Origin of the sequence: Modicisalibacter radicis, from assembly GCF_900961225.1 — a bacterium.
Classification (GTDB): domain Bacteria; phylum Pseudomonadota; class Gammaproteobacteria; order Pseudomonadales; family Halomonadaceae; genus Modicisalibacter.
In genome coordinates this window covers 25,263-49,612 of record NZ_CAAHFN010000033.1, presented here as the reverse complement: position 1 = coordinate 49,612, position 24,350 = coordinate 25,263, and the positions used below count along the sequence as shown (strand labels likewise).

Sequence of the window (24,350 nt, the reverse complement as noted above, 5' to 3'; positions counted from 1 at the left end):
CTTGCGCATCCAGGCGCAACCAGCCCAGGCGATCATTTTTTAGTTCTCGGTGTCGGGTATGGTGATCTCTGTCTGTTGATCTTGTGACTCCTCCTTCATGCTGAGCTGCTGCGCCTCGGGATCCATGAAATACAAGGTAATGTAGCCACCGGCACTGCGGTTATTGATGGGGCGATATTGCTCCAGGAAGCGTTCCATGCGCGGGTAGTCCTCATGGTGAAGATAGATCTCCATCCATGAGAAATACTGTTCATCGTTCATGAAACCCTGGTACTGCTCGTGCGGTGCGTAGTCCCCAAGACGAGTGGGGTCGTCGATGATCTGGAACAGGTAGGTCACCGGATCCTGGATGCTCTGGCCGTTTACCTCGAGGTTGAAGATGTCGTAGCCCTGGCGGGCGATCACCTGCATGTTGGTGACCAGGTAGAGCAGGGCATAATTCTGATAGTGCGTTGCGCGCCGCCCGCGAGCGAGTTCGTGGGGCAGGCCTCCTTCGGGGGTCAGGTCGCTGAGTGCCGAGTAGATGGCACTGACGCCGAACTGGAAGAGTTCGTCGTCGTCGGTCAGGACACCGATCATCGAGGCATACAGCGCACGGCGATAGAAATGGTTGTTGCAGCAACTGCCACCCAGCCCTCCTCTGACACCGGAATGCCGCTTGGCCAGACGATTGAGCCAGTCGTCGATATGGGTCTTTTCTTCCGCCATGCCTTCGATACGCGGACGCACGATGGAGTAAGCCATCGCGGCGGCAAACATCATCGACTCGGTCGCATACCAGGCCTGAGGGTCATAGACCGAGTAATAGAACTTCCACAAGGCGTTGGCTTCCGCCCATTTGTTCAGGAACTTGATCAGACATTCGCCATAGTAGTCATCCTGGGTGGTGATGTAGGATCCCGCCAGGCCGCTGACATCCTCCTCGAATTCGAACAGTGGCTGCGAGGCTTCACGCCAGGCATCGGGGCTGGGGTAGAAGCCGGGGATGCGTATCCGTTCGTCCAGAGGCGGTTTTGCCAGCAGCGAGGCACAGCTGTCTTCGATCTCCAACCGGTCCATGACGCCCAGCAGCAAGGAGTTTGACGTGTTTTGCAGCAGCTTCAGGCGGGCATCCACGTCGAAATACGAGGCGTCGGGGTTGGTAACCGTGTACTGCGAGAAATCCTTTTCCTGACGCTCCTGGTACGTATAGCCCCAGGCCGAGGTGCAAAGCGCACCGCCCAGCAAGCCGGCCGCCAGTGCCTGGAGCGGTTTCCGCGTGCCTAGAAGGAAACGGGTGAAGCGAAGAGTCATCGATAGTCTTTCCTGATTGCCTGATTCGGGCGGCCAGTGCCAAGTGGCGCTTCCAGAGTGAGCCCGCCGGTATGGCAAGCGGGCCAGTGCCGAACCGTTCAAGGCTCGGGGGCGAAAACTTCGAACGCGCCGAAGTCGGCGACCTGGTCTCGTGGGGTGCGCCAGTCTTCACCGTGTCCACCGAAGAAGGTGGAGAACATGACTCCGTCCACGCTCAAGTCATCGGTCGTCCGGTAGACGATGCCGTGCTGTTCGAGAATGGGCTCGCCGTCGATCCAGACCCGGGCAATGCCGTTGTCGCGCTCGGGGTCATTGAGGATGATTTCCTGTTCGAGGGTGATCCATTCGCCGGTCGGGAAGGTCCATTTGCCGCGTCCTACCGAGTCACCATAGTCGCTATCCTTGTTGGCGACGTATTCGTAGAGCTCGCCCTGGCCCTCCTTGCGCCACATGAAGCGCATCGAGAAGCCATCCTTGCCCGAAACCTCATCGCCGCCACTGGGTGCGTTACCGCCATAGAGGCCGGGCAACTTGCCACCCTTGACGAACTCGAAGCCCTCTTCGAAACGCACTTGATACTTGAGACAGGCACGCTCGGCACCATGCAGCCGGTCGAACTTGGCATAAAAGCCTGCACCGCCCTCCTCGGTATCGCTGGGGGCCGAGGTTCCTTCAGGGTACGTCACGCGAAATGCGGGTTCGCCGAGACCGCTCTCCTGGGTCGACAGTAGCGAGACGTTCTTGTCCAGCCCCCAATGTTTCTTGGCCGAATAGCTGGCTTCGATGACTTGCTCCATGTCGCCGTGTCCGCCGCCATGCGGTTCGGGCGAGGCGACCAGCGGGTAGCGTTCGGAACAGGCAGAGACCGCGGGCACCGAGAGCGAGGCATCCGTGTCGCTCTCGTCGTCAGCCGAGGCCGGAAGCGCCAGCGCGCCACTCAGCGCAAGGCTGAACAGGAGTGGGCCGAGCATTCGTCCGCGGTGTTGGGTATCGGGCACATGAGCGGGGAGCGTTTGATTCCGTAGCATCGCCATGTCCTCCAGGTGATTGAAATGTAGCGCCAGGCTGGTCGATCCGTGATGTACCAGCCCGGCAGGCGACTACTGCTTGCGAATACCGTGGGTTGCCTCAGCCCGTCAGGCTGGAAGCCTTGGCCAGTGCCGAGTCGAACCAGTCGCCGACAGTCTGGGCGACGGCGCGACCGCCTTGCCAGATCCATTCGGCCATGCCGTCGATGATTGGCGCTTCGGAGAAGCGCACATCGACGGGCTTGCCGACATCGCTGGCGTCCAGGGGATCCTCGGGCACCAGCAGCACGCTAGCGACGTTTTGCTCCTGGCGCACCCATTCGGGGAAACCGGCGCGTGGCTGGCGCTCGACATCCAGTGCGACCGAGCGAACGCGTGCCTCGATCGGCTCGGAGGCGTTGGGCAGGGCGACATAGGCGACCTGATGCGGTTCGATGTCGCTGATCTGATCCATGTGCACCAGTGCCTCGACCATGATGTCGTTCTCGCCGGTGCGAATCAGCGTCATGAGCCGATCGCCCTTGTTGATGAAGGTGCCGCCGCCGCTGCCCAGCGCCCAGGCCACGACGCAGTCACACGGACTGTAGAGAGCATTGGCGGATGCTCGCGCCTCGAGCGCATCGACCCGGGATTGCTCGTAGTCCCGAGCCTGAATGAACTGCTTGATGCGGATCTCGGCGACTTCCGGCGATACGGTTTCATAGCTCGGCGGGCGACCGTTCGACGGGGTGGTCGACTGGGCCATGCTGATCTGTTGGGCGTCCGAGTTCTCGAGGCGTTCACGCATGTTCTCGATCAGCCGGGAGTTGTAGTCGTGCGCCGCTCTGGCCTGGATCAGATCCGTCTGCAGATCGCTGTTGTTGACCCGGGCGAGTTGCTGGTCGCGCTCCACCCGGTCGCCGGGTTGCAGCGAGTGATCGCTGAGCTGGCCGGCGCCGGGGGAAAGGATATCGATGCGCGGGGCGGTGACGGCGGCGAAATCGGGCTCGATCAGCATGAAGTTGCGATAGGCCGTGGCGGTGAGGACCGCCAGCAAGGTCAATGCAGCCAGCGTCAGTGCCAGATAACGCCCCCAGGGCTTGCGCTGGCGGGGCTGATGATGAGCGGCACTACTGGACTTGCGCTTGCGCGGGGTCTGTGGGTCCTCGGTAGCGACCAGGCTTTCCACCGAGGCGTGGTTGCCGCTGAGATGCGCGCGGATGACCCGCCGCAGCAGCTCGCGATGCCGCCTTGCAATCTTGGTTATCTCGAAGGCTATCTCATATTGCTTGTCGCGCCGGCGACCTTCGTCGCGCAGTACCTTGGCATCGACGGGCACGATGAGCTCCGCGGCACCGGCCATCAGCAGCAGCGATGCCGAAACCACCTTGCCCTCTTCGATTGGCTTGTCGCTGTAGACCGAGAAGCCACCCAGCGACAGGTCATGCCCGGAGAGGGTGGTATCGTCCTCGAAGCGGACCTGGAAAGGTATGGCGACACGAACGTGACGACGTTCATCGCGGCGTTCATGGCTCAACTGGCCGTCACGTGCGACATGCTCGTCATGCGACTCGCTTGGCTGGGAGGCTTGTTCGTGGTCGGTGCGTGCTGGCCGGTCTCGTTCGTGGCCAGGCCCGTCCAGCGTTGGTTCTTTTCTGTTGGGATCGCGAGAGTGGTCATCGCTCATAATCGTTTCTCCTTGTCCGGGTCGTGTCCGTGTTTTCAGTCCTGACGGGACGCGAGCCTGACTTCCATGTCAGTCAGGGTGACTGCGCCAAGCATGGTTTCCAGCTCACAGGGGGCTTGTCGGCTGCAATGGAACTGCCCAACGTCGGTCAGGGTCCGACCGCCTTCGTCGTGCAGGCCTTCGGCGAGGGCGGGGCTGAACTGCATCACGGTCGGGCGGTCACCGCCATGCCCGCGAAGCTGTTGTGTCCGCACTTCGCCCAACTCGAAAAGCTTTTCGGTGAGCTGCGAGCCGACGTGCAGCTTGCCGGCGGGTAATTGCACGTGCGTCCCTTGCGGGGCGTCGGCCAAAGCCAGTGCAAGCCAGTCGCCATCGTCGTCGACACCGCTCTGACCCGTGCCGTCGATCTGCTGGCTTTGGTCTTGCATGATGGCCAGCGAGGTCTGATCGGGCGGTGCGACCACGCCGACGAAGATGGCGAGGGCCAGCAGCATGCTGCCGAGGTACACGCTGTGCATGAAATGGCTCATGCGCCGTTGGCGCCTGACCGCCTTCGGGTCGTCCGGTTCGCCGGCGGAGATCCCCTGACGCGACCAGGACTGGCGGTTGAATCGGAAGCTGACGTAAGTCTTGAGCAGTGCCCCGGAGACCTGGTTGTAGTAGAGCAATGGCACCCATAGCAGGCTAAAGCGTCCGTGCTGCATGGCCAGCACACAGGAAGCGATGCTGCGAGTGAAGAAGATCCACAACAGGTAGGCGAAAATGAACGAGGGGCGCACGAACAGCGTCAGCATGATGGCCACCGTAGGCCCGATCAGCGTCGTCCACATCGACAGGCGCTGGTCGACCAGGCTCCACCAGGTGAAAAGCCCCATGCTCTTCGGACCCAGGGCGATGGCACGCCCGCTGGTGCGCAGCATGTTGCCGAACCAGCGACGCATCAGGTCCAGCGACGACTTGAAGAAGCGGTTCTTGTCGGGTAGCTCCTCGAAGCCGGACACGTAGACGTCCGGTACGTAGAGCATTTTCCAGTTGTTCTTGATCAGCCAGTACCAGGTCGACTTGTCATCGCCCGACAGGAACTTGAAGTTCCCGAAGCGCCAATGCTCGACATGGTCGTTCTCGACGAGTTCGATGAATTCGGGGTTGGTGGCGAGTTCGGCGCGAAAGGCGCTGTAGCGGCCGGTCAACACCAGCAGTCGCTCGGAAACCGCCATCGAGCTCATCATCAGATGACGCTGGGCGTAGCGCAGGTCGTACCACTCCTTGGTCACGTCGTCACCGTCGACCATGGCCCGGTTGTTGGTGGTCAGCGCACCAAGCTCGGGTTGCGAGAAGAAGAACGACAATGAGCGCGACAGCGTGCCGGGTTCGACTTCGATATCGCCGTCCATGGTGATCATCAAGGAGCGATGGCTGGGCATGCGGCGCGAGATCGCGCGCAGCACTTCGGCCATGGCCGAGCGCTTGCCATCGCCTTTCTGGAACATGTAGCTGACCTCGACATTGGCTGGCCAGTCATTTTCCGCCATCACGTGATCGATGACGTCGATGTCGCTGCGATCGGAAATGGCCGCGAAGATGGTCGTGGGTACCCCATAGTCGCGCGCTTCGCGAACCAAGGCATCGTATACGGAAAACGACACTTCGGGCTCGATACGAAACGAGGTGCACAGTACATAGAGTGCATCGGGACGTTCGGTGGCGCCGGCAATGTCCGCTTCTCGACGCAACCGCGGAAAGACCCGCTTGTTGAACCAGAGCGAGCGCAGGACATGGGTGAACCACCAGGAATAACGCCAGGCACCGATCAGGCCGATGGCGAGAATGAAGCTCTTGGACCCGGGCGAGAAGACCTCGGGAGGCAGCTCGAAAACGAGCACCACCAAAAGCGAAATGATGAACAGCAGGGTCGTCAGCTCAGTTATGCGACTGGCTGTCGAGCGCTTGCCGTGTTTGCTCGGCGACATGGCAATCCTTCCAGGAGTGTCGATGGCAGCTTAAGGACGATTCGCAATGGCATTGCTGCGCTTGATTGACCCACCGGGGACGCGCGCATCCTTGGCTCTCCCCGGGGGCTGGAGGGTCCTGCCCGTATCAGCCCCTGCGACCTTCGAGGAGCGGGTCTGCCGGGTTTGATCGCGGTCGGTTGGCAACGGCGGGGCAGGACACGACAACCATCAAGCTGCCTTGCGCTGCTTCAGCGAGTCGCCGCGGCCCATGGCGAAGTACAGCAGCCCGGCGGATTTGACGCTCTGCGGATCGAAGAGGTTGCGGCCATCGACGATGACCGGAGTGCGCAGCGTGGCGGCGATACGTTCGAAATCCACGGCGCGGAAAGCCTTCCATTCGGTACAGATCACCAAGGCATCGGCGCCTTCGAGGGCGTCGTCGCGGCGCTCGCAATGGGTGAGGTCGTCGCGCTCGCCGTAGATACGACGGCATTCGTCGGCTGCCTCGGGGTCGAAAGCCTGTACCCGGGCGCCGGCTGCCCACAGGGCTTCCATCAGCGTACGGCTCGGCGCCTCGCGCATGTCGTCGGTGTTGGGCTTGAAGGCCAGCCCCCACAGCGCGATGGTCTTGCCGGCGAGGTCGCCGTCGAAAGCCTGCTCGAGCTTCTGGAACAGCTTGCTCTTCTGGCGCTTGTTGACGGCCTCGACGGCGCTCAGGAGTTCGGCTTCGTAGCCGATATCCGCAGCGGTGCGGCCAAGGGCCTGAACGTCCTTGGGGAAACACGAACCGCCATAGCCGCAGCCGGGGTAGATGAAGTGATAGCCGATACGCGGGTCGCTACCGATGCCGTGGCGTACATCCTCGATGTCGGCGCCGAGGCTCTCAGCCAGGTTGGAAATCTCGTTCATGAAGCTGATCTTGGTCGCGAGCATGGCATTGGCCGCATACTTGGTCAGCTCGGCGCTGCGCACGTCCATGAACATCAGCTTTTCATGGTTGCGGTTGTATGGCGCGTAGCACTCGCGCATCGCCTTGACGACGCGCTCGGAATCGGTGCCCACGATGATGCGCGCGCCCTGGGAGAAGTCCTGGACGGCGGCCCCCTCCTTGAGGAATTCGGGGTTGGAGCAGACATCGAAGGCCAGGTCGGCGCCCCGTTCGTCGAGTACGCGCTGAACGGTTTCGGTGACCCTGTCGGCGGTGCCCACCGGCACGGTGGACTTGTCGACGATGACCTTGGGCTCCTGCATGTGCTGGGCGATGGTCTCGGCGACCTTGAGCACATACTTGAGGTCGGCGCTGCCATCCTCGTCGGAAGGGGTGCCAACGGCGATGAACTGCAGCCTGCCGAAGGCAACGGCCTCGGCGGCATCGGTGGTGAAGCGCAGTCGCCCGGCACGCATGTTGGCGGCGATCATCGGCTCGAGCCCGGGCTCGTAGATGGGGACTTCGCCGTTGTTGAGTCGGGCTACCTTGTCGGCATCGACGTCGACACAGACGACTTCATGGCCAACGTCGGCCAGGCAGGTTCCGGTCACTAGGCCTACATAACCGGATCCGAAGATGGTTATCTTCATTCAATCACCCCTCCATGGTGTTTTATCGATGTTCGCTGGCGATCGGATGGCTTGTATTGCGCCTACCGATAGTCGAGCGAATGCGTCAGGCAGTCTGTCTATCCGTTTTTTCGGATGCGAGCATCCGGGCAGTGCCGACGTACTGCTGAACCTCTGACTGGCTACCGGCGATCGAGGTCGGTTATCGATTCAACCGGCATGCCAGTTCTTCTAATTTAGCTGGGTAATATTTTGTAACCCAGACGTTACGGTCTCTAGCCTAGGAAATGCAGGCCCCGACGTCAAAACCTGGCTTTGGTTTTTTTCGAATACACTGTTCGAAAATACCCGATAACGGCCATGGCTTCACAGGTAGGGCCATATAGGACTAAAATGGTACGCAATCGCTGAACAAGCTGGGGAGCAGCAATGCTGAAGCTGTCGAAGCTGACCGACTATGCGGCCGTGGTGATGGCGCAGATAGCGCGCCACCCGGATCGGGCGTATGCCGCTACGGAGCTTGCTGAAGCAGTCCAGTTGCCGCGCCCGACGGTCAGCAAGACTCTGAAGATGCTGGTGCGCGCCGGTTTGCTGGTTTCGCGGCGAGGGGCCCAGGGCGGCTATCGCCTGGCGCGCGCGCCCTCGCAGATATCGGCCAGGGACATCATCGCGGCCATCGAGGGGCCGGTGGCAATGACCGAATGCAGTCAGATCGACGGCGATTGCGAGTTGCTGGGCAATTGCAGTGTCGCCGACAACTGGCAGCGTGTCACGCTGGGCGTCCAGACGCTGCTCGATAGCGTCAGTCTGGCACACCTGGCGCAGACCACACCAATCAAGTTACCCGTGCAGCTACCCATACAGAGCGTGACGCTGGCGGCTTCGGCCGAAAGCTGACACGCCTATCAACGCTTGAACAGGGCTTAACAGCAGACCGCCCGGAGGGGAAGACCATGGCTACAGAGGAAATGGAGCAGCTCGTTCGTCGCGAGTATACCCAGGGTTTCGTGACCGACATCGAGAGCGACACGGTACCGCCCGGCCTGGATGAAAGCGTCATCGCCTTCATCTCGCAGAAGAAGGGCGAGCCGCAATGGATGCTCGACTGGCGTCTCGAGGCCTACCATCAATGGCTGAAGATGACGTCCCCCTCCTGGGCGCACCTCAGCTACCCGCCGATCGATTATCAGGCGATCTCCTACTATAGCGCGCCCAAGAAACCCGAGGATCGTCCGCAGAGCCTCGACGAAGTCGACCCCAAGTTGCTCGAGACCTACGAGAAACTGGGCATCCCCCTGCACGAGCGCGCGGCGCTGGCCGGCGTGGCGGTGGACGCGGTGTTCGACTCGGTGTCGGTGACCACCACCTTCAAGGACAAGCTCGCCGAGGCGGGGGTCATCTTCTGCTCGATTTCCGAGGCGATTCGCGACTATCCCGAGCTGGTCAGGCAATACCTGGGCAGCGTGGTGCCGCAGGGCGACAACTACTTCGCGGCGCTCAATTCGGCGGTGTTCACCGATGGCTCGTTCGTCTACGTGCCCGAAGGGGTGACCTGCCCGATGGAGCTGTCCACCTACTTCCGCATCAACGCCGCCAATACCGGCCAGTTCGAGCGCACGCTGATCGTCTGCGACAAGCGCTCGCAGGTGTCCTATCTGGAGGGCTGCACGGCGCCGCAACGCGACGAGAATCAGCTGCACGCCGCGGTTGTCGAGCTGGTCGCGCTGGAAGACGCCTACATCAAGTACTCGACGGTGCAGAACTGGTATCCCGGCGACGAGGACGGCAAGGGCGGCATCTACAACTTCGTCACCAAGCGTGCCGACTGCCGTGGCGACCGCTCCAAGGTGTCCTGGACGCAGGTCGAGACCGGCTCGGCGATCACCTGGAAATACCCCTCGTGCATGCTGCGCGGCAAGGACAGCGTGGGCGAGTTCTATTCGGTGGCCGTCACCAACGGTCGTCAGCAGGCCGATACCGGCACCAAGATGATTCATATCGGCGCGAACACCAAGTCGACGATCGTCTCCAAGGGGATCGCCGCCGGGCGCAGCGACCAGGCCTATCGCGGGCTGGTCAAGATCGGCCCGCGAGCGCGGGGCGCGCGCAACTTCACCCAGTGCGACTCGCTGTTGATCGGCGATCGCTGTGGTGCGCACACCTTTCCCTATCAGGAGATCGGTAACAGCACGGCGACCGTCGAGCACGAGGCGACGACCTCGAAGATCGGCGAGGACCAGCTGTTCTACTGCCGCCAGCGGGGCATCTCCGAAGAAGACGCCGTCAACATGATCGTCAACGGCTTCTGCAAGGACGTCTTCCAGGAGTTGCCGATGGAGTTCGCGGTCGAGGCCGAGGCGCTGTTGAACGTGACGCTCGAGGGCGCCGTGGGGTAAAGGCGCCGTTGCGCTCGATCATGACGCGCCTGGATACCCGCAAGGCGCACAAGTTTAGCGGAGTCGCCGAGGCGGCTCGAACCCAGATTCAAGGTGGCAACACATGCTCGAAGTCAAAGATCTGCACGTCTGCGTGGAAGGCTCGGAAATCCTCAAGGGACTCTCGCTGACGATTCTTCCCGGCGAGGTCCATGCGATCATGGGCCCCAACGGTGCCGGCAAGTCGACCCTGTCGGCGGTGATCGCCGGCAAGGACGGCTACGAAGTCACCTCGGGCACGATCACTTTCGAGGGCCGCGACGTGCTCGACATGGAGATCGAGGAGCGGGCCCAGGCCGGGTTGCTGATGGGCTTCCAGTACCCGGTGGAGATCCCCGGGGTCAAGAACATCTACCTGCTCAAGGCGGCGCTCAATGCCCAGCGTGCGGCGCGTGGTGAAGGCGAGATGCCGGCGCCGGAGTTCATGAAGCTGGTCAAGGAAAAGCTGGCCTACATGAAGATGGATCCCAGCTTCCTGCAGCGCGCCGTCAACGAGGGCTTCTCGGGCGGCGAGAAGAAGCGTAACGAGATCCTGCAGATGCTGATCCTCGAGCCCAAGCTGGCGATGCTCGACGAGATCGACTCGGGACTCGACATCGATGCCATGAAGATCGTCGCCGAGGGCGTCAACTCGCTACGCCAAGCCGACCGCGCGATCCTGATGGTCACCCACTATCAGCGCCTGCTCGATTACATCACGCCCGACAAGGTGCATGTGCTGGTGGACGGTCGTATCGTCAAGTCCGGCGACAAGAACCTGGCCCTGGAACTCGAATCGCGTGGCTACGAATGGGTCGTGGAGGAGTCCGCAGCATGAGTGAAGAACAGAGTTTTCTCGAGCGGCTACCGGCGCGCGGCGAGGCGCGTGACGCCGAACCGACCTGGGTAGCCGCGCGGCGTCAGGCGGGTGCCGCGCGTTTCGAGGCGCTGGGCTTTCCCACCAAGCGTGACGAGCAGTGGAAGTACACCGACGTGCGGCGAATCAGTCAGGGCCGTTTCGCCCTGGCCGACAATGCCGACTTCTCGCCGGGCCAGGCGGCGGCGTTGACCCTGCCGCTGGCCTCGGCGATCCGCCTGACCTTCGTCGACGGCGTGTTCTCCGCCGAGCTGTCGGATCTCGCCGCGCTGCCCGCCGGCGTCACGGTGGAGCCGCTGTCGCAGGCGCTGAGCGACAATCACGAGGCCGTGGGTGGCGTGCTGGGGCGGCTGACCGGCGTCGATTTCTCGCCGTTCGCGGCCCTGAACACGGCGTTTTCCGAGGAGGGCGCGGTGATCCGCCTGGCCCCGGGAACGGTGGTCGAGGCGCCGATCGTCGTGCAGTTCCTGTCGCGCGCCAATGCCGAACCTGTGATGTGCCACCCGCGGGTGCTGATCCAGGCCGGTGCACGCAGCGAGGCCACGGTGATCGAGCATTTCGTCGGCGAGACGGACGCCGCCAATTTCACCAACGTGGTGGCCGAGGCGCTGCTCGAGCGTGGCGCGATCCTCACTCATTACAACCTTCAGGAAGCGCCGCTCGGCGACCTGCTGGTCACCAGCCTGCAGGTCGACCAGGGGCGCGACAGCCGCTTCACCTCGTTCAACGTCAACCTGGGCGGGGCGCTGGTGCGCAACGATCTGGTCAGCGAGCTGAACGCCGAAGGCGCCGAGGCCCACTTATACGGGCTGTTCTACGCCCAGGGGCGCCAGCACGTCGATAACCACACGCTGGTCAATCACAATGCGCCGCACACGATCTCCAACGAGAACTACAAGGGGATCCTCGACGATCGCGCGCGGGGCGTGTTCAACGGCAAGGTGGTCGTCAAGCGCGACAGCCAGAAGATCGAGGCGGACCAGAGCAATGCCAACCTGTTGCTCTCCGATCGCGCCGAGATCGACACCAAGCCCGAACTCGAGATCTACGCCGACGACGTCAAGTGCTCGCACGGGGCGACCACCGGCCAGCTCGACGAGGAGGCCGTGTTCGCGCTGCGTACCCGGGGGCTCGACGAGCAGACCGCGCGCGGCCTGCTGACCCTGGCGTTCGCCGGCGAGGTGATGGATCGGGTGACCCTCGACGCCATCGCCGAGCGTGTCGAACGGGCGGTGGCCGGCAAGCTTCCCGAGCGCTTCAATCTCACCGGTCTGGTCGAAGTCGCCGCGCTCGAGCAGGCCGGCCATGCGCAGGAGGAAGGCGGGCATGACCGCGATGGCTGAACTGACCCTGGATGTGGCGAAGGTGCGTCGTGACTTTCCGATCCTCGATCGGCAGGTGCATGGCAAGCCGCTGGTCTATCTCGACAATGCCGCGACCAGCCAGACCCCGGTCCAGGTGATCGAGACGCTCGACCACTACTACCGGCATTACAACGCCAACATCCATCGCGGCCTGCATACCCTGGCCGACGAGGCGACCGCCGCGTTCGAGACGACGCGGGCCACCGTGCGCGATTTCATCGGTGCCCGCGAGTCCCGCGAGATCGTCTTCACGCGCGGCACCACCGAGGCGATCAACCTGGTCGCCAACAGCTGGGGGCGAAGCAACCTCAAGCCGGGCGACGAAGTGCTGGTCTCGCGCCTCGAGCACCACTCCAACATCGTGCCGTGGCAGCTGCTGGCCGCCGAACTGGGGTTTACCATCCGGGTCATCCCGATCGACGATCGCGGCGTGCTCGACATGGACGCCTATCGCGAGCTGTTCAGCGAGCGCACGCGGCTGGTGGCGGTCAACCATGTCTCCAACGCCATCGGCACGATCAACCCGGTCGCCGAGATGGCGCGCATCGCCCACGCCCACGACGCGCTGATTCTCGTCGACGGCGCCCAGGCCGCGCCGCATGAGCCGATCGACGTGGCCGCGCTCGACGTCGACTTCTATGCCTTTTCCGGTCACAAGGTCTATGGTCCGACCGGCGTCGGCGCGCTCTATGGCAAGGCCGAACTGCTCGAGGCCATGCCACCGTGGCAGGGCGGTGGCGAGATGATCGACACGGTGTCCTTCGAGGCCGGCAGTACGTACGCCGCGATCCCCCACAAGTTCGAGGCGGGCACCCCGGCGATCGGCGAAGTGATCGCGCTGGGGCGGGCGCTCGAGTGGGTCGAGCAGACCGGCGTGGCGCTGATCGGCGCCTGGGAACAGCGCCTGCTGGCGCATGCTCACGAGCAGCTCGCCGGTATTCCCGGCCTGCGCCTTCTGGGCACCGCACCGCACAAGGCCGGTGTGGTATCGTTTGTCGTCGACGGCGCGCATGCCCAGGACATCGCGCTGCTGATCGACCAGTTGGGGGTGGCTATCCGCACCGGCAATCACTGCGCTCAACCGCTGTTGCAGCACTTTGGCGTGACAGCAACCTGCCGGGCGTCCTTTGCCGCCTACAACACGCCCGAGGAGATCGATATCTTCGTCGCGGCGCTCGCGCGTGCCGTCGAGATGGTGCGATAGACTCGGCAACGGAGCCGCAATGCAGCCACTGGAAAGTCTTCTCTACAAGGGGCAGCAGATGCCCCTGCAACGCGATGTCGAGGCGATCTCGATCCCCTTCGGCAAGAGCGTCACGCTCACCGAGGATGCGATCGTCTCGATCATGCAGGCCAAGGGCAGTACCGTCAGCGTGGGCTACGAAGGGCGCATGTTCCTGATCGAGGGCAGCGATCTCGATGCGCTCGGTCTGGAAGCCCTGCCCCGGCCGACGCTGCCCGCCGACGCCGACGACGAGGCGCTCGAGCGCTTCGTCTGGGAGCAGCTGCGTACCTGTTTCGATCCCGAGATTCCGGTCAATATCGTCGATCTGGGCTTGGTCTATGGCTGTCGTATCGAGCACTTGCTGAGCGGCGAGCGGGTGGTGACCGTGCGCATGACCCTGACGGCCCCCGGCTGCGGCATGGGCGATGTGATCGCCGAGGATGCCCGGCGCAAGATCCTCGGCGCGGAGCCGATTTCACGGGTGCATATCGATATCGTGTTCGATCCGCCCTGGAGTCGCGATATGATGACCGAGGAAGCCCGGCTCGAACTGGGCCTTTTCTGACGCACGAGTGGGCTGCCCACTCGACGCACCGTGAGCGCTTCGGCGCGGCCCAGCAATGGCGGGAGAGCTGACAGGCGATGGCGGCAAAGCGCACCGCATGGCTCAAGCGGGCGGCTGGATGGTCAGCCGCCCTGTTGGTGTTGGCCGCCGGGGTCGTCCTGGCGGCCAACTGGTGGTTGCTGTCGCGAACCCAGGGACGCATCGAGGAGGATCTGCTGCTGTGTCGCGCGGCGCCGGTCGGCATCGTCTTCGGCACGTCCTACTGGGCGCGTGGCGGCGGGCGCAACCCGCATTACGCCGCGCGGCTCGGCGCCGCCTCGCGCCTTCTGCGCATGCATCGCGTCCAGCACCTGCTGCTCTCCGGCGACAACCGCACCCGCTACTACAACGAGCCGGTCACCATGTGGCGCGACCTGCGCGAGGAGAACGTGCGCGACAGCGCCATGACGCTCGACTACGCCGGCTTCAGCACCTTCGATACCCTGGTTCGCGCGCGGGAGATATTCGCCGTCGACCGGGCGCTGTTGATTACCCAGGACTGGCATTTGCCGCGGGCGCTGTTCATCGCCGATGCGCTGGGCATCGAGGCGACCGGCTGCGCCGCGCCGACGCAGCGCGTGTCGGGAGAGTGGCGCCTGCGCATGCGCGAATGGCTGGCGAGGGTGGCGACGCTGGGCGATCTCTATCTGTGGCACCGCGAACCCTATTTCCTGGGGCCTCCGGAACCCCTGCAAATCGCGCCGGCGGGGGGGTGAGCGCATGGACACGCTTCGCGGAGCCGGTGCACGAAGCCCGGCGACCCTTCTCCGGGCCACGAGTCACCGGCGCTGCTTGGGCTTCTGCAGCTTGTAGAGTTCACGGATCAACGCGCGACAGCCCTTCCAGCAGCGCTCGATGACCGGTTCGATGGAATCGGGCAGGGGGTGCGTGTACAGGGTCGACAACGACTGCATGACCACCCGCTCCTGTTCGAGCAGTTCGCCGACCAGTACCTGGCTGTCATCGCCGACGAAGCTCTTCAGCCGACTCCACAGCCACAGATAGTCGTCGCGCTCGACGTCGGCGTCACGGGGCAGGATGTCGAGGTGCTGCTTGGCGAGCGCCTGGAGTTCGCGCATCGCTTCGCCGCGCTCCTCGAAATGCGGCTTGAGCGCGTCGCGCAACGATGGGCGCAAGCGTTCGAGATTGTCCTGGAAGTAATCGAGGCTGTCGGCCAGCGCTTCCAGTACGTTGTCCATCGCCACTTGGCGATTATCGAGAAACATGAGCAGTCACCTCCTCCGGTGACGCAGATTGTGCGGCTGGAAACAGTGTTTTGCTACCCCTGGCGGCAAGAAATACTGTGTTTCCATCGAAATGGCGTCGCCAAGGTTATCGGCGGCGGGGCGCGACACTTAACCCTTGGGTTTGGGCGGCGCCTTGCGCGGGGTGGCGGCGTTCTTTTCCAGGTGCTCGATGATCAGTCCGGCAATGTCGCGGCCCGTGGCATTCTCGATTCCCTGGAGCCCCGGCGAGGAGTTGACCTCCATGATGACCGGGCCATGATTGGAACGTAGCAGATCGACGCCGGCCACCCGCAACCCCATCGCCTTGGCGGCGCGAATCGCCGTGGAGCGTTCCTCGGGGGTGATGCGGATCACGCTCGCGCTGCCGCCGCGGTGCAGGTTGGAGCGGAACTCGCCCTCCGCGGCCTGGCGCTTCATCGACGCGACGACCTTGTCGCCGATCACGAAGCAGCGTATGTCGGCGCCCCGCGCCTCCTTGATGTATTCCTGCACCATGATATTGGCCTTCATGCCCATGAAGGCCTGGATCACGCTGTCGGCGGCCTGGTTGGTCTCGGCGAGCACCACGCCGATCCCCTGGGTGCCCTCCAGCAGCTTGATGACCAGTGGCGCGCCCTTGACCATGGTGATCAGGTCGGGGATGTCGTCGGGCGAGTGCGCGAAGCCGGTGATCGGTAGCCCCAGGCCCTTGCGCGAAAGCAGCTGCAACGAGCGCAGCTTGTCGCGGGAACGGGTAATGGAGACATTGTCGTTGAGCACATAGGTGCTCATCATCTCGAACTGGCGCAACACGGCGCAGCCATAGAAGGTCACCGAGGCGCCGATGCGCGGTATCACCGCATCGAAGGGTTCGAGTTCGGCACCCTTGTAGTGAATCGATGGGCGGTGAGAAGCGATGTTCATGTAGCAGCGCAGCGTGTCGACCACGCGGACGCTGTGGCCTCGACTCTGGCCCGCTTCGACCAGTCGGCGAGTGGAGTACAGATTGCGGTTACGCGACAGCAGGGCGATGTGCATGGTGTTCTCCAGACTGGGCGGAAGCGATGTTTAGAATAGCGTGGCGCGGTATTTAGGCGAGCGTGTCGCGGTCACTCAGGGCTCGCCATGCAGGAAGGCGGCACCCGGCGCGACCAGCAGGCGGCGCATGGCACGGCGCCCCAGCAACATGGGATGGCGCATGTTGCGGCGATCGCTCAGCGAGAGCTCGACGGGGTAGTCGAGTTCGCCGAGCTGCATGTGGGTGCGGATGATGTAGCGCCATTCGGCCTGGCCGTTGGAGCTGGTCACCTTGCGGCGGTCGTGAAGATGCATCCTGACCGGGTGCGCCGGGCTCTCGGTGCCGCTGCCGCGTGTCACGAAACTGACCCACAGGTGGCCATGCTCCTCGAAGGTCTCTATCTCTTCGGCATGCAGGGACGATGTGCGGGCCCCGGTGTCGGCCTTGCAGCACAGCGTCAGGCCGATTTCCGGGAGGGTCACCATTTCGCGGCGGCCGATCACCGCCTTCGCCTGGTAGGGCAATGCTTTCATCGGCGCTCCCTTTGGTTGGGTACGGCCAGTCTGGTACGGCCAGTCTGGTACGGCCAGTCTGTTACGGCCGGTCCGGCACAGGGCTCAATGGGTGAGCGGCTGCAGGCATCGGCCGACGGGCGACTCCGGCGAGGCCTGCCGAAGTTCCATCAGCAACGGTAACCGCAGACGGGGCAGCAATGCCAGATCGCGGACCACGTTGGTGAAGCCCCCCGGACTGTGGCGGGCCAGGGCGTCGAGGAAAAGCGGCAGGCGCCGGGCGTGCTCCAGGTGCGCCCAGCCGCGCGCGGCGATCGCCGCGAGCAGATCCGGGCCGCAGGCGGCGCGGTCGGCAAGCAAGGCATCGTACCAGGGGCCGACGAGGGCGGTCTCGCCTTGGCCGACGCCGCGCACGCAGGCACTGAATGTCTCGATATCGCCCGCATGAGCGGCCGCCTCGCCCCGGGCAATCAACGCCCGAACCAATTCGCGTCCGGGCTCGACGTGCTCCAGGCAGTGGCTCAGCGGACGCAGCACTTCGACCGGGAGCGTGTCCAGTCGTGCCGCCAGCCTGACGGCCTGGACCTCGTCGTGGCGCACGCTGAAGTCCGCCACGCCTTGCAGGCCGAGGGCCGGCCACTGGGCCTGCTGGTCCGGCGCCAGGAGATAGCTCTCGGCGAGCTCGAAATGCTCGCTGGCGGGTCGTCCCAGGTCGGCGCTGGCACGGGCATGCAGCAGCGAACGCTGAACGACGTCGGGGGTGAAGGCCAGCGGATTGTCCTGCATCAGGTTGTCGATCTGCTGGCCTTCGTCGCCCTGCAGCCGGTTGGCCGAGCGTCCCAGGGTTTCCAGCAGTCGCTGCAGGAAGGCATCGCGCGGCGCCGGGTCGAGCAGACCCTGCTCGTCCAGGGGCAGCGACAGGAACCAGACCAGTGGATCGTCGCTATCGCCGAGGCGAAACACGCAGGCCAATTGGGCTCGGCCCAGCCAGGGCAGCGGCCAGGGCCGGGTGCCCGATTCGAAGGCGGCCAGCGTGGCCTCGGGGCAGGCAGCGACCCGACGGCCCAGCGAGTAGAAACGGACCTGGGCGCCGCTGCGGATGAAGAAGTCGCAAAGCGTTTGTATCGGCGGCATGGCGTCCTCGCGGTTGAGCCGCGCACTGTAGCGCGTCGTCGTCGCCCTTGCCACCCTGATGAGTCACTGGCTGGTCGGTTTTTGACCAGCTTGCCCCGGCCCAGGCGGCATGGGCGCAAGCGGGGCTTTTCCAGCGATTATCCACAGGCTCTTTCAGGAAAACTGTGAATCAAGTTGCGCGGTGGGCGGGGGCACAAATAGTTAGTCGCTATTGGTCAAAGGCGGCTCAAGTTACTAAGCTATGTAACCAAATCGAATAAACGTACCATTCGTTTATTCTTGTTCTTGCATACGGAGAGTCATCATGCGGCGATTACTGGCAACCCTGGCATTGGGCACTCTAATGGCGGCGCCTTTGGGAGCGATGGCGCAGGCGCCGGACGACGACAGTTTCAAGGTCGGCATGTCGGGCGGTTATTTCCCGTTCACCTTCGTCGAGCAGGACCAGCTCAAGGGGTTCGAGGTCGACGTGATGAATGCGCTGGGCGAGCAGATGGGCGCGGATATCGAATTCGTCACCGCGAACTTCTCGGGACTGTTCGGCATGCTCGAGTCGGGGCGTATCGATACCATCGCCAACCAGATCACCATCACCGAGGAGCGCCAGGCCAAGTACGCCTTTACCGAGCCCTACGTCTATGACGGTGCCCAGGTAGTGACCCGCGAGGGCAATGACACCATCGAAGGGGTCGAGGACCTGCGGGGCAAGACCGTGGCGGTCAACCTGGGCTCGAATTACGAACAGCTGCTGCGCGAACTGCCCTATTCCGACGAGATCGACATTCGCACCTACGAGAGCAACATCGAGCAGGACACCGCGCTGGGTCGGGTCGATGCCTTCGTCATGGACCGCGTGAGCGCCTCGCAGGTGATCAAGGAAAAGCCGCTGCCGCTGGAACTCGCCGGCAAGCCGTTCTCGGAGATCCGCAATGCCCTGCCGTTCCGCGATACCGAGCAGGGGCGCGCGCTGCGCGATCGCTTCGACGAAGCGCTGGCGACGCTGCGCGAGAACGGCACCCTGGAGAAGATCTCCCAGCGCTGGTTCGGTACCGACATCACTCAGCGTTAAGCGCCGGATCACTTGAATGAACACCTTGAATATCGACTACATGCTGGGTCTGGTGCCGGTCCTGCTCGGCTACCTGCCGCTGACCCTGGAAATGGCGGCGGCCGGGATGGTACTGGGACTGGCCCTGGCCGCCGCGTTGGCGGTGGTACGGGTGCTGCGCGTGCCCGGCCTCAATGCCCTGACGCTGCTGTTCATCTCGTTCTTTCGCGGCACGCCCCTGCTGGTTCAGCTGTTCCTGTTCTATTACGGTCTGCCGCAGCTGGTCAGTGCGCTGACCCAGATCAACGGCATCACGGCGACGATCCTCGGCCTGACGCTGCATTTTTCGGCCTACATGGCGGAATCGATACGCGCCGCCATCGTCGGCGTCGACCGTAGTCAGACCGAGGCGGCACTGTCGGTGGGCATGACCAACCTTCAACTCATGCGGCGCATCGTGCTGCCCCAGGCCACGCGGGTCGCGGTACCTACGCTGATGAACTACTTCATCGACATGATCAAGGCGACGTCGCTGGCCTTCACGCTGGGGGTCACCGAACTGATGGGCGCCACCCAGAAGGAGGCGGCGGGCAGCTTCCTGTATTTCGAGGCGTTCATCACCGTGGCGATTTTCTACTGGGTGATCGTCGAATCGCTGGCCTGGCTGCAGCGTCGTCTCGAAACCCGACTCAACAAGGCCTATCGGCGATGATCGAACTCAAGGGACTGACCAAGCGCTTCGGCGACAGCACGGTACTCGACGGCATCGACCTGGCCATCGAGCGGGGCGAGATCATCGTCGTGATCGGCCCCTCGGGCACCGGCAAGTCGACGCTGCTGCGCTGCGTGAACTTCCTCGAGCGCCCGGAGGCCGGGCAGGTCACGGTCGGCGACCTGACGGTCGAGGCCAAGCGGGCCAGCAAGCGGGACATTCTCGAGCTGCGCCGGCGCACGGCCTTCGTCTTTCAGAATTACGCCCTGTTCGCCAACAAGACGGCGCTGGAGAACATCGCCGAGGGGCTGATCGTGGTCAACGGCTGGGCGAAGCCGCGTGCCCACCGGCAGGCTCGCGAGATCCTCGAACGTATCGGCCTGTCCGACAAGGCGGACGCCTATCCGGCATCGCTTTCCGGCGGCCAGCAGCAACGCGTGGGCATCGGCCGGGCGATGGCCGCACAGGCGGAAGTCATCCTGTTCGACGAGCCGACCTCCTCGCTGGACCCGGAGTGGGTCGAGGAAGTCCTGGGAGTGATGAAGCAGCTTGCCGACGAGCGTCAGACCATGCTGGTGGTGACCCATGAAATGGGCTTCGCCCGGGACGTCGCCGATCGGGTGATCTTCATGGACGGCGGTCGTATCGTCGAGCAGGGCCCGCCCGCGGCGTTGTTTTCCGCGCCGCGTGACGAACGTACCCGCAGTTTCCTGCGCAAGGTGCTGGCCGGCCAGTCGCTGGGCGAGCCTTGAGGTCGTCTGGTCGGCCCCTTGGCGCGCGACTCCGGCCCGCGCGATAATGGCGTTTTGCTATTGACGGAGCCGCAATGACTGCCCACCAGCAACTCGACCAGGCGCTCGGTGAACTCGAGTCGGCGCTGCGCAGTATCGATCTCTGGGACACCGCGCGCCCCGCCCCCGAGGCCTTCGACAGCGCCCAGCCATTCTGCGTCGATACCATGGACCTGGCGCAATGGCTGCGCTATGTCTTCATCGCGCGCCTTCAGGCCCTGGTGGACGCGCGGGCGCCGCTACCGGCGAGCTGTGAAGTGGCGCCGGCCGCCGAGGCCTACCTGCAGAACAGCAAGCCAAGCAACCGTGCGGTCCTGGTGGCGGCGGTCGCCGAGGTGGATCGTATCGTCACGGAGTCCTGAGCATGGCCTACTACTTCGCCTATGGCAGCAACATGAACGTCGCCCGGGTGGTGGCACGCATCGGCGATACCCGGCGGGCCCTGCCGGGGGTGCTGGTCGACCATGCGCTGCGTTTCGACAAGACCTCGCGGGTGCCCGGCATTGCCCACGCCAATGTGGTGGCCGAGCCCGGGGCGCGGGTCGAGGGCGCGCTGTTCGAGCTGCAATATCCCGCACAGATCGAGCTCATGGATCCCTTCGAAGGCGTGCCCCACGATTATCGCCGCCATGCCTGCCGCGTCGAAACCGACGAGGGGCCGATCGAGGCGTGGGTATATATCGCCGTTGCCGGCAAGACCCGCGAGTCGTTGCGTCCGGCGCGCGAATATCTCGATCATCTGCTGGCCGGTAAACCGTTCCTTTCCGAGCATTATCACGCCCGCCTGAGCGAGGTCGATGCCGTCGAGGGCTTGGCCGACAGGACCTTGACGATGCTGGGACTGTCGCGATTGACGCCGCGTTGATCCGCCCGATTCGGCTGGCCGGTGCCGCGGCGGCTGGAGACGGCCTTACGGATTGCGGACACGAAAACGCCGGGCGAATGCCCGGCGTCTTTGGTTGCTGCGCGTCGAAGGCGCGAGCTTAGAAGTTCAGCGTCACACCGCCGCCGACCATGACCGGATCGGTGTCCAGTTCGCCGCTGGCGCCGCCGGCGTTGTAGTCCGGATCGACATCGGCGTAGGAGGCGAAGCCGTTGAACGACAGGTTGTCGGTGACCACCAGGTCGATGCCCACTTCGCCCTTGGGAGCCCAGGTGTTGTCGACGCTGAGTCCGCTGCTTTCACCCGAGAAGCGGGTGTAGTTGGCGCCCACGCCGGCATAGGGCTGGATGCGCGAGTCGAGCCCGCCGAGCGGGTAATACTCGACCATCAGGTCGATCGGCTGGCTCTCGACTTCGCCATCGATACCATTGCCGGACAGGTCGTGCTCGAACTTGTCGCTGCTGCCCAGGGTCACGCCGACCTTGTCGTGCACCATGTACCCGATGCTGCCGACGAAGGCGCTGTCGTCGCTGAGGTCGACGCCGTCACCGGTGGAGTTGTTCTCGGCGACACCGCCGCGCAGCAGAAAGTCTCCAGCCTCGTAGGCGAGGGTGGTCTGCGAGGCAACGATCAGGCTGCCGGCGACGATGGAAGCGGAAAGCAGTTTCATCTTGGTCATGGGGTGACTCCTTGCTATTTAAGCTTCAGCGGATTGCAACATCCGTTGTCTGTTTGCTCCGGCCTTTGCCGGCCTTACAAAACAGTGTTTTCAAACTGTGCGAGCAGTATAGGAAACACTGTTCGCTTATGTCACGTAAAATTTTGTTATTAGACTAAAGCCTGACATAGTCTGCTGTGATCGGGTGCCACGAAACCGCTGCTTGGCGCTTGACCCGGCGAGCCGCTTTACTGGAAGCAGGTAACGGACGAGGAGCGAGACATGCTGGAGGCAAGCTATCGACAAGGGGCCCGGCTATTGGCGCTGGTGGCGACCTCGGCAATGGCACTGATGCTGTTGTTGCGACCGGAGATCGTCAGCGGCTTGACCTTCGCCTGGCGCTTGCCGCTGTGGCTGCTCGGGGTGTGGGCACTGGGCGCCGGTTTCGCTCATGGCGCTGGCCTCACGGTGCGTCCCGGGCCGCTGCGGCGTTGGCTGGGGCCGCCCTGGTGCTGGGTGGCGCTGGGGGTGTTCGGCGTATTGCTGTTGCTGCGGCTCTGAAAAAGGGCTCCCTGAGGAGCCCTTTCATGCCTTGCACGAGTCGTGCGCTCGTTTAGCGAGCGATGTGCTTGTACTCACCCGCATCGGCAGTAGCACTGCTCACCACCAGGATTGCAATCAAAGAGGCGATGAAACCGGGAATGATCTCGTACACACCCGGGCCACCCATGAACGCTGCGCTCCAGCCCAGTGAAATCCAGATGATGACGGTGGCGGCACCCACGACCATGCCGGCGATGGCACCGGCGCCATTGGTACGCGACCACATCAGCGACAGGATGATCAGCGGGCCGAATGCCGCACCGAAGCCGGCCCAGGCGTTACTGACCAACCCCAGAACGTTGGAGTCAGGGTTAGACGCAATGACGGCTGCAACCAGGCCGACCAGAACGACACAGACCCGGCCGACGGTCACGGATTCGCGCTCACTCGCTTCCTTGCGCAGGAACAGCCGATAGAAGTCTTCCGTAAGCGAAGAGGAGGACACCAGAAGCTGGCTGGAGATGGTACTCATGATCGCGGCCAGCAGAGCCGCGTAGAGGAAGCCGGTGATGAACGGATTGAACAGCAATTCGGCCAGGATGATGAAGATGGTTTCGGGGTCCTCGACATCCAAGCCGTTGCGTACCGCGTAGGCTCGACCAAAGATACCCAGCGAGATGGCACCGATGAGCGAAACACCCATCCAGGTCATGCCGATATTGCGCGCAATCGGAACCTCCTTCAGGGTCCGAATCGCCATGAAGCGCACGATGATATGAGGCTGACCAAAATAGCCCAGCCCCCAGGTGACCGCAGAAAGCCAGCCGATGAAGGTCAGCCCTTCCGTCCAGGAGAGCAGCGTGGGGTCGACTTCTCCCAGCGTCTGTGTCGCCTGGGAAAATCCGCCGCCACCTTCGCCGAAGAGCACGACGAGCGGCATGAGTATCAATGCCACGACCATGATGCACCCCTGCACGAAGTCGGTCATGCTCACTGCCAGGAAGCCGCCGACGACCGTATAGACCAGCACGACGCCCAGGGTGATGATGATGCCGACCGCATAATCGCTTATGCCCCCGACATTGATGATCTCCCCGAACGCGCTTTCGAAAAGCTTGCCACCTGCGACCAGGCCGGATGCCGTATAGACCGCGAAGAACACGACGATGACAATGGCAGAGACGGTACGCAGCGACATGGACCGGGTCGGGAACCGGTTTGCCAGAAAGGATGGAATCGTCAGGGCATTCCCGTAATGCACGGTCTGCTCGCGAAGCCGGGGGGCAACAAGGATCCAGTTGATGAACGCCCCCACGAAAAGGCCTATGCCGATCCATGCGGAGGCCAGGCCGGTCACGAAGAGCGCCCCGGGAAGTCCCAGAAGCAGCCACCCACTCATGTCCGATGCCCCGGCCGACAAGGCCGCTACTTTTGGGCTGAGGCCCCGGCCGCCCAACACGTAATCTTCGGACGAAGACGTGGATTTGCGCATTGCGTAGATGCCGATGGCGATCATGAGCGCAAAATAAAGGAATAGACTAATCCAAACACCAATAGCCATGGGCTTCTCCAGTTCATTAGCGCGGTTACCGTGCAGAATCCGGTAGTGGCGCGCATTGTTTTTGTAACTCTCTTTCGCCTTCATGCAGCCCGGTGATGCCGGTGCCGCGTATCGCCCGGCAGGGCACGAAGATAAGGCCGAGGGTCAGTGTGTTTCTGCCATGTTGGGTCGTCCTTCTGCAGCTGTATTGTTGTCAACGCCGAAGGGGCCCTGCCTGCCTAGAGACGAATGGCAGGGTCCTTGCGTGCGTATCCGCCAGGCGCGTGTTGTCACTGCGCCTGGCG

Annotated in this window: 24 protein-coding genes; 13 read left to right on the top strand and 11 right to left on the bottom strand. The window is 63.4% G+C overall.

Translation table 11 applies throughout. The features are described from left to right. Positions 1–39: 39 nt before the first annotated feature. From HR9077_RS01845 to HR9077_RS01825, 5 genes are all read right to left on the bottom strand, one after another. Entirely contained in the window at positions 40–1,293 is a 1,254-nt protein-coding gene (locus HR9077_RS01845; RefSeq protein ID WP_136064534.1) for an alginate lyase family protein, read from the bottom strand. Between the two features lie 98 nt (positions 1,294–1,391). After that, on the bottom strand, positions 1,392–2,321 hold the full coding sequence (locus tag HR9077_RS01840; RefSeq protein WP_244612985.1) for a polysaccharide lyase: 930 nt from the start codon (positions 2,319–2,321) through the stop codon (positions 1,392–1,394). A gap of 100 nt (positions 2,322–2,421) precedes the next feature. Beyond that, complete coding sequence (locus tag HR9077_RS01835; RefSeq protein ID WP_136064532.1) at positions 2,422–3,987, bottom strand: PilZ domain-containing protein; 1,566 nt, start codon at positions 3,985–3,987, stop codon at positions 2,422–2,424. A gap of 35 nt (positions 3,988–4,022) precedes the next feature. Next, entirely contained in the window at positions 4,023–5,957 is a 1,935-nt protein-coding gene (locus HR9077_RS01830) for a glycosyltransferase (RefSeq protein ID WP_136064530.1), read from the bottom strand. 210 nt (positions 5,958–6,167) lie between these two features. Next, a complete protein-coding gene (locus tag HR9077_RS01825; protein WP_136064528.1) occupies positions 6,168–7,517 on the bottom strand; it encodes a UDP-glucose dehydrogenase family protein in 1,350 nt (449 codons plus the stop codon). A 408-nt stretch (positions 7,518–7,925) separates the two neighbouring features. On the opposite strand from HR9077_RS01825, the gene HR9077_RS01820 reads away from it, so the two are divergent. The 7 genes from HR9077_RS01820 (at position 7,926) to HR9077_RS01790 (ending at position 14,696) form a co-directional block, all read left to right on the top strand. Then, the gene (locus HR9077_RS01820) at positions 7,926–8,393 is read left to right on the top strand and encodes an SUF system Fe-S cluster assembly regulator (protein WP_136064526.1); all 468 of its coding nucleotides are present in this window, start codon (positions 7,926–7,928) and stop codon (positions 8,391–8,393) included. A gap of 56 nt (positions 8,394–8,449) precedes the next feature. Next, positions 8,450–9,892, top strand: coding sequence for a Fe-S cluster assembly protein SufB (gene sufB / locus HR9077_RS01815; RefSeq protein WP_136064524.1), 1,443 nt, complete (start codon positions 8,450–8,452; stop codon positions 9,890–9,892). A 103-nt stretch (positions 9,893–9,995) separates the two neighbouring features. Then, a complete protein-coding gene (gene sufC, locus HR9077_RS01810) occupies positions 9,996–10,748 on the top strand; it encodes a Fe-S cluster assembly ATPase SufC (protein WP_136064522.1) in 753 nt (250 codons plus the stop codon). Further along, positions 10,745–12,130, top strand: a complete 1,386-nt coding sequence (gene sufD / locus HR9077_RS01805; protein WP_136064520.1) for a Fe-S cluster assembly protein SufD — start codon at positions 10,745–10,747, stop codon at positions 12,128–12,130. Before sufC ends, sufD begins: the two co-directional genes overlap by 4 nt. Continuing rightward, a complete protein-coding gene (locus tag HR9077_RS01800; protein WP_136064518.1) occupies positions 12,114–13,355 on the top strand; it encodes a cysteine desulfurase in 1,242 nt (413 codons plus the stop codon). Before sufD ends, HR9077_RS01800 begins: the two co-directional genes overlap by 17 nt. 19 nt (positions 13,356–13,374) lie before the next feature. Then, a complete protein-coding gene (gene sufT / locus HR9077_RS01795) occupies positions 13,375–13,941 on the top strand; it encodes a putative Fe-S cluster assembly protein SufT (RefSeq protein WP_136064516.1) in 567 nt (188 codons plus the stop codon). A gap of 77 nt (positions 13,942–14,018) precedes the next feature. Next, positions 14,019–14,696 (top strand): SanA/YdcF family protein, encoded by a 678-nt coding sequence (locus tag HR9077_RS01790; RefSeq protein ID WP_136064514.1) that lies wholly within the window; start codon positions 14,019–14,021, stop codon positions 14,694–14,696. Positions 14,697–14,759: 63 nt separating this feature from the next. On the opposite strand, the gene HR9077_RS01785 is transcribed toward HR9077_RS01790, so the two are convergent. The 4 genes from HR9077_RS01785 to HR9077_RS01770 form a co-directional block, all read right to left on the bottom strand. After that, positions 14,760–15,206 (bottom strand): ferritin family protein, encoded by a 447-nt coding sequence (locus HR9077_RS01785; RefSeq protein ID WP_136064512.1) that lies wholly within the window; start codon positions 15,204–15,206, stop codon positions 14,760–14,762. 129 nt (positions 15,207–15,335) lie between these two features. Next, positions 15,336–16,244, bottom strand: coding sequence for a 30S ribosomal protein S6--L-glutamate ligase (rimK, locus tag HR9077_RS01780; RefSeq protein WP_136064510.1), 909 nt, complete (start codon positions 16,242–16,244; stop codon positions 15,336–15,338). A gap of 75 nt (positions 16,245–16,319) precedes the next feature. Next, a complete protein-coding gene (locus HR9077_RS01775) occupies positions 16,320–16,757 on the bottom strand; it encodes an ATP-dependent zinc protease family protein (RefSeq protein ID WP_136064508.1) in 438 nt (145 codons plus the stop codon). Positions 16,758–16,841: 84 nt separating this feature from the next. Beyond that, positions 16,842–17,870, bottom strand: a complete 1,029-nt coding sequence (locus HR9077_RS01770) for a DUF3549 family protein (RefSeq protein ID WP_136064506.1) — start codon at positions 17,868–17,870, stop codon at positions 16,842–16,844. Positions 17,871–18,174: 304 nt separating this feature from the next. Between HR9077_RS01770 and HR9077_RS01765 the strand changes: the two genes are divergently transcribed. The 5 genes from HR9077_RS01765 (at position 18,175) to HR9077_RS01745 (ending at position 21,286) form a co-directional block, all read left to right on the top strand. Beyond that, complete coding sequence (locus HR9077_RS01765; RefSeq protein WP_136064504.1) at positions 18,175–18,939, top strand: amino acid ABC transporter substrate-binding protein; 765 nt, start codon at positions 18,175–18,177, stop codon at positions 18,937–18,939. Positions 18,940–18,955: 16 nt separating this feature from the next. Further along, positions 18,956–19,630 (top strand): amino acid ABC transporter permease, encoded by a 675-nt coding sequence (locus tag HR9077_RS01760; RefSeq protein WP_136064502.1) that lies wholly within the window; start codon positions 18,956–18,958, stop codon positions 19,628–19,630. Next, complete coding sequence (locus tag HR9077_RS01755) at positions 19,627–20,382, top strand: amino acid ABC transporter ATP-binding protein (RefSeq protein WP_136064500.1); 756 nt, start codon at positions 19,627–19,629, stop codon at positions 20,380–20,382. Before HR9077_RS01760 ends, HR9077_RS01755 begins: the two co-directional genes overlap by 4 nt. A gap of 74 nt (positions 20,383–20,456) precedes the next feature. After that, positions 20,457–20,783, top strand: coding sequence for a YqcC family protein (locus HR9077_RS01750; RefSeq protein WP_136064498.1), 327 nt, complete (start codon positions 20,457–20,459; stop codon positions 20,781–20,783). Between the two features lie 2 nt (positions 20,784–20,785). Then, positions 20,786–21,286: a gamma-glutamylcyclotransferase family protein gene (locus tag HR9077_RS01745; protein ID WP_136064496.1), complete on the top strand. Its 501-nt coding sequence runs from the start codon at positions 20,786–20,788 to the stop codon at positions 21,284–21,286. Positions 21,287–21,404: 118 nt separating this feature from the next. Here HR9077_RS01745 and HR9077_RS01740 read toward each other — a convergent pair whose 3' ends face one another. Continuing rightward, a complete protein-coding gene (locus HR9077_RS01740) occupies positions 21,405–21,983 on the bottom strand; it encodes an OmpW/AlkL family protein (RefSeq protein WP_136064494.1) in 579 nt (192 codons plus the stop codon). A 261-nt stretch (positions 21,984–22,244) separates the two neighbouring features. Here HR9077_RS01740 and HR9077_RS01735 point away from each other — a divergent pair, with 261 nt between their 5' ends. Continuing rightward, positions 22,245–22,523: a cyd operon YbgE family protein gene (locus HR9077_RS01735; protein ID WP_136064492.1), complete on the top strand. Its 279-nt coding sequence runs from the start codon at positions 22,245–22,247 to the stop codon at positions 22,521–22,523. Between the two features lie 52 nt (positions 22,524–22,575). Here HR9077_RS01735 and putP read toward each other — a convergent pair whose 3' ends face one another. Further along, positions 22,576–24,066 (bottom strand): sodium/proline symporter PutP, encoded by a 1,491-nt coding sequence (putP, locus tag HR9077_RS01730; RefSeq protein WP_136064691.1) that lies wholly within the window; start codon positions 24,064–24,066, stop codon positions 22,576–22,578. Positions 24,067–24,350: the final 284 nt, after the last annotated feature.

Coding starts and splice junctions, on each gene's coding strand:
- HR9077_RS01845 (WP_136064534.1), bottom strand. CDS start 1,293: ATGACTCTTCGCTTCACCCGTTTCCTTCTAGGCACGCGGAAACCGCTC.
- HR9077_RS01840 (WP_244612985.1), bottom strand. CDS start 2,321: ATGCTACGGAATCAAACGCTCCCCGCTCATGTGCCCGATACCCAACAC.
- HR9077_RS01835 (WP_136064532.1), bottom strand. CDS start 3,987: ATGAGCGATGACCACTCTCGCGATCCCAACAGAAAAGAACCAACGCTG.
- HR9077_RS01830 (WP_136064530.1), bottom strand. CDS start 5,957: ATGTCGCCGAGCAAACACGGCAAGCGCTCGACAGCCAGTCGCATAACT.
- HR9077_RS01825 (WP_136064528.1), bottom strand. CDS start 7,517: ATGAAGATAACCATCTTCGGATCCGGTTATGTAGGCCTAGTGACCGGA.
- HR9077_RS01820 (WP_136064526.1), top strand. CDS start 7,926: ATGCTGAAGCTGTCGAAGCTGACCGACTATGCGGCCGTGGTGATGGCG.
- sufB (WP_136064524.1), top strand. CDS start 8,450: ATGGCTACAGAGGAAATGGAGCAGCTCGTTCGTCGCGAGTATACCCAG.
- sufC (WP_136064522.1), top strand. CDS start 9,996: ATGCTCGAAGTCAAAGATCTGCACGTCTGCGTGGAAGGCTCGGAAATC.
- sufD (WP_136064520.1), top strand. CDS start 10,745: ATGAGTGAAGAACAGAGTTTTCTCGAGCGGCTACCGGCGCGCGGCGAG.
- HR9077_RS01800 (WP_136064518.1), top strand. CDS start 12,114: ATGACCGCGATGGCTGAACTGACCCTGGATGTGGCGAAGGTGCGTCGT.
- sufT (WP_136064516.1), top strand. CDS start 13,375: ATGCAGCCACTGGAAAGTCTTCTCTACAAGGGGCAGCAGATGCCCCTG.
- HR9077_RS01790 (WP_136064514.1), top strand. CDS start 14,019: ATGGCGGCAAAGCGCACCGCATGGCTCAAGCGGGCGGCTGGATGGTCA.
- HR9077_RS01785 (WP_136064512.1), bottom strand. CDS start 15,206: ATGTTTCTCGATAATCGCCAAGTGGCGATGGACAACGTACTGGAAGCG.
- rimK (WP_136064510.1), bottom strand. CDS start 16,244: ATGCACATCGCCCTGCTGTCGCGTAACCGCAATCTGTACTCCACTCGC.
- HR9077_RS01775 (WP_136064508.1), bottom strand. CDS start 16,757: ATGAAAGCATTGCCCTACCAGGCGAAGGCGGTGATCGGCCGCCGCGAA.
- HR9077_RS01770 (WP_136064506.1), bottom strand. CDS start 17,870: ATGCCGCCGATACAAACGCTTTGCGACTTCTTCATCCGCAGCGGCGCC.
- HR9077_RS01765 (WP_136064504.1), top strand. CDS start 18,175: ATGCGGCGATTACTGGCAACCCTGGCATTGGGCACTCTAATGGCGGCG.
- HR9077_RS01760 (WP_136064502.1), top strand. CDS start 18,956: ATGAACACCTTGAATATCGACTACATGCTGGGTCTGGTGCCGGTCCTG.
- HR9077_RS01755 (WP_136064500.1), top strand. CDS start 19,627: ATGATCGAACTCAAGGGACTGACCAAGCGCTTCGGCGACAGCACGGTA.
- HR9077_RS01750 (WP_136064498.1), top strand. CDS start 20,457: ATGACTGCCCACCAGCAACTCGACCAGGCGCTCGGTGAACTCGAGTCG.
- HR9077_RS01745 (WP_136064496.1), top strand. CDS start 20,786: ATGGCCTACTACTTCGCCTATGGCAGCAACATGAACGTCGCCCGGGTG.
- HR9077_RS01740 (WP_136064494.1), bottom strand. CDS start 21,983: ATGACCAAGATGAAACTGCTTTCCGCTTCCATCGTCGCCGGCAGCCTG.
- HR9077_RS01735 (WP_136064492.1), top strand. CDS start 22,245: ATGCTGGAGGCAAGCTATCGACAAGGGGCCCGGCTATTGGCGCTGGTG.
- putP (WP_136064691.1), bottom strand. CDS start 24,066: ATGGCTATTGGTGTTTGGATTAGTCTATTCCTTTATTTTGCGCTCATG.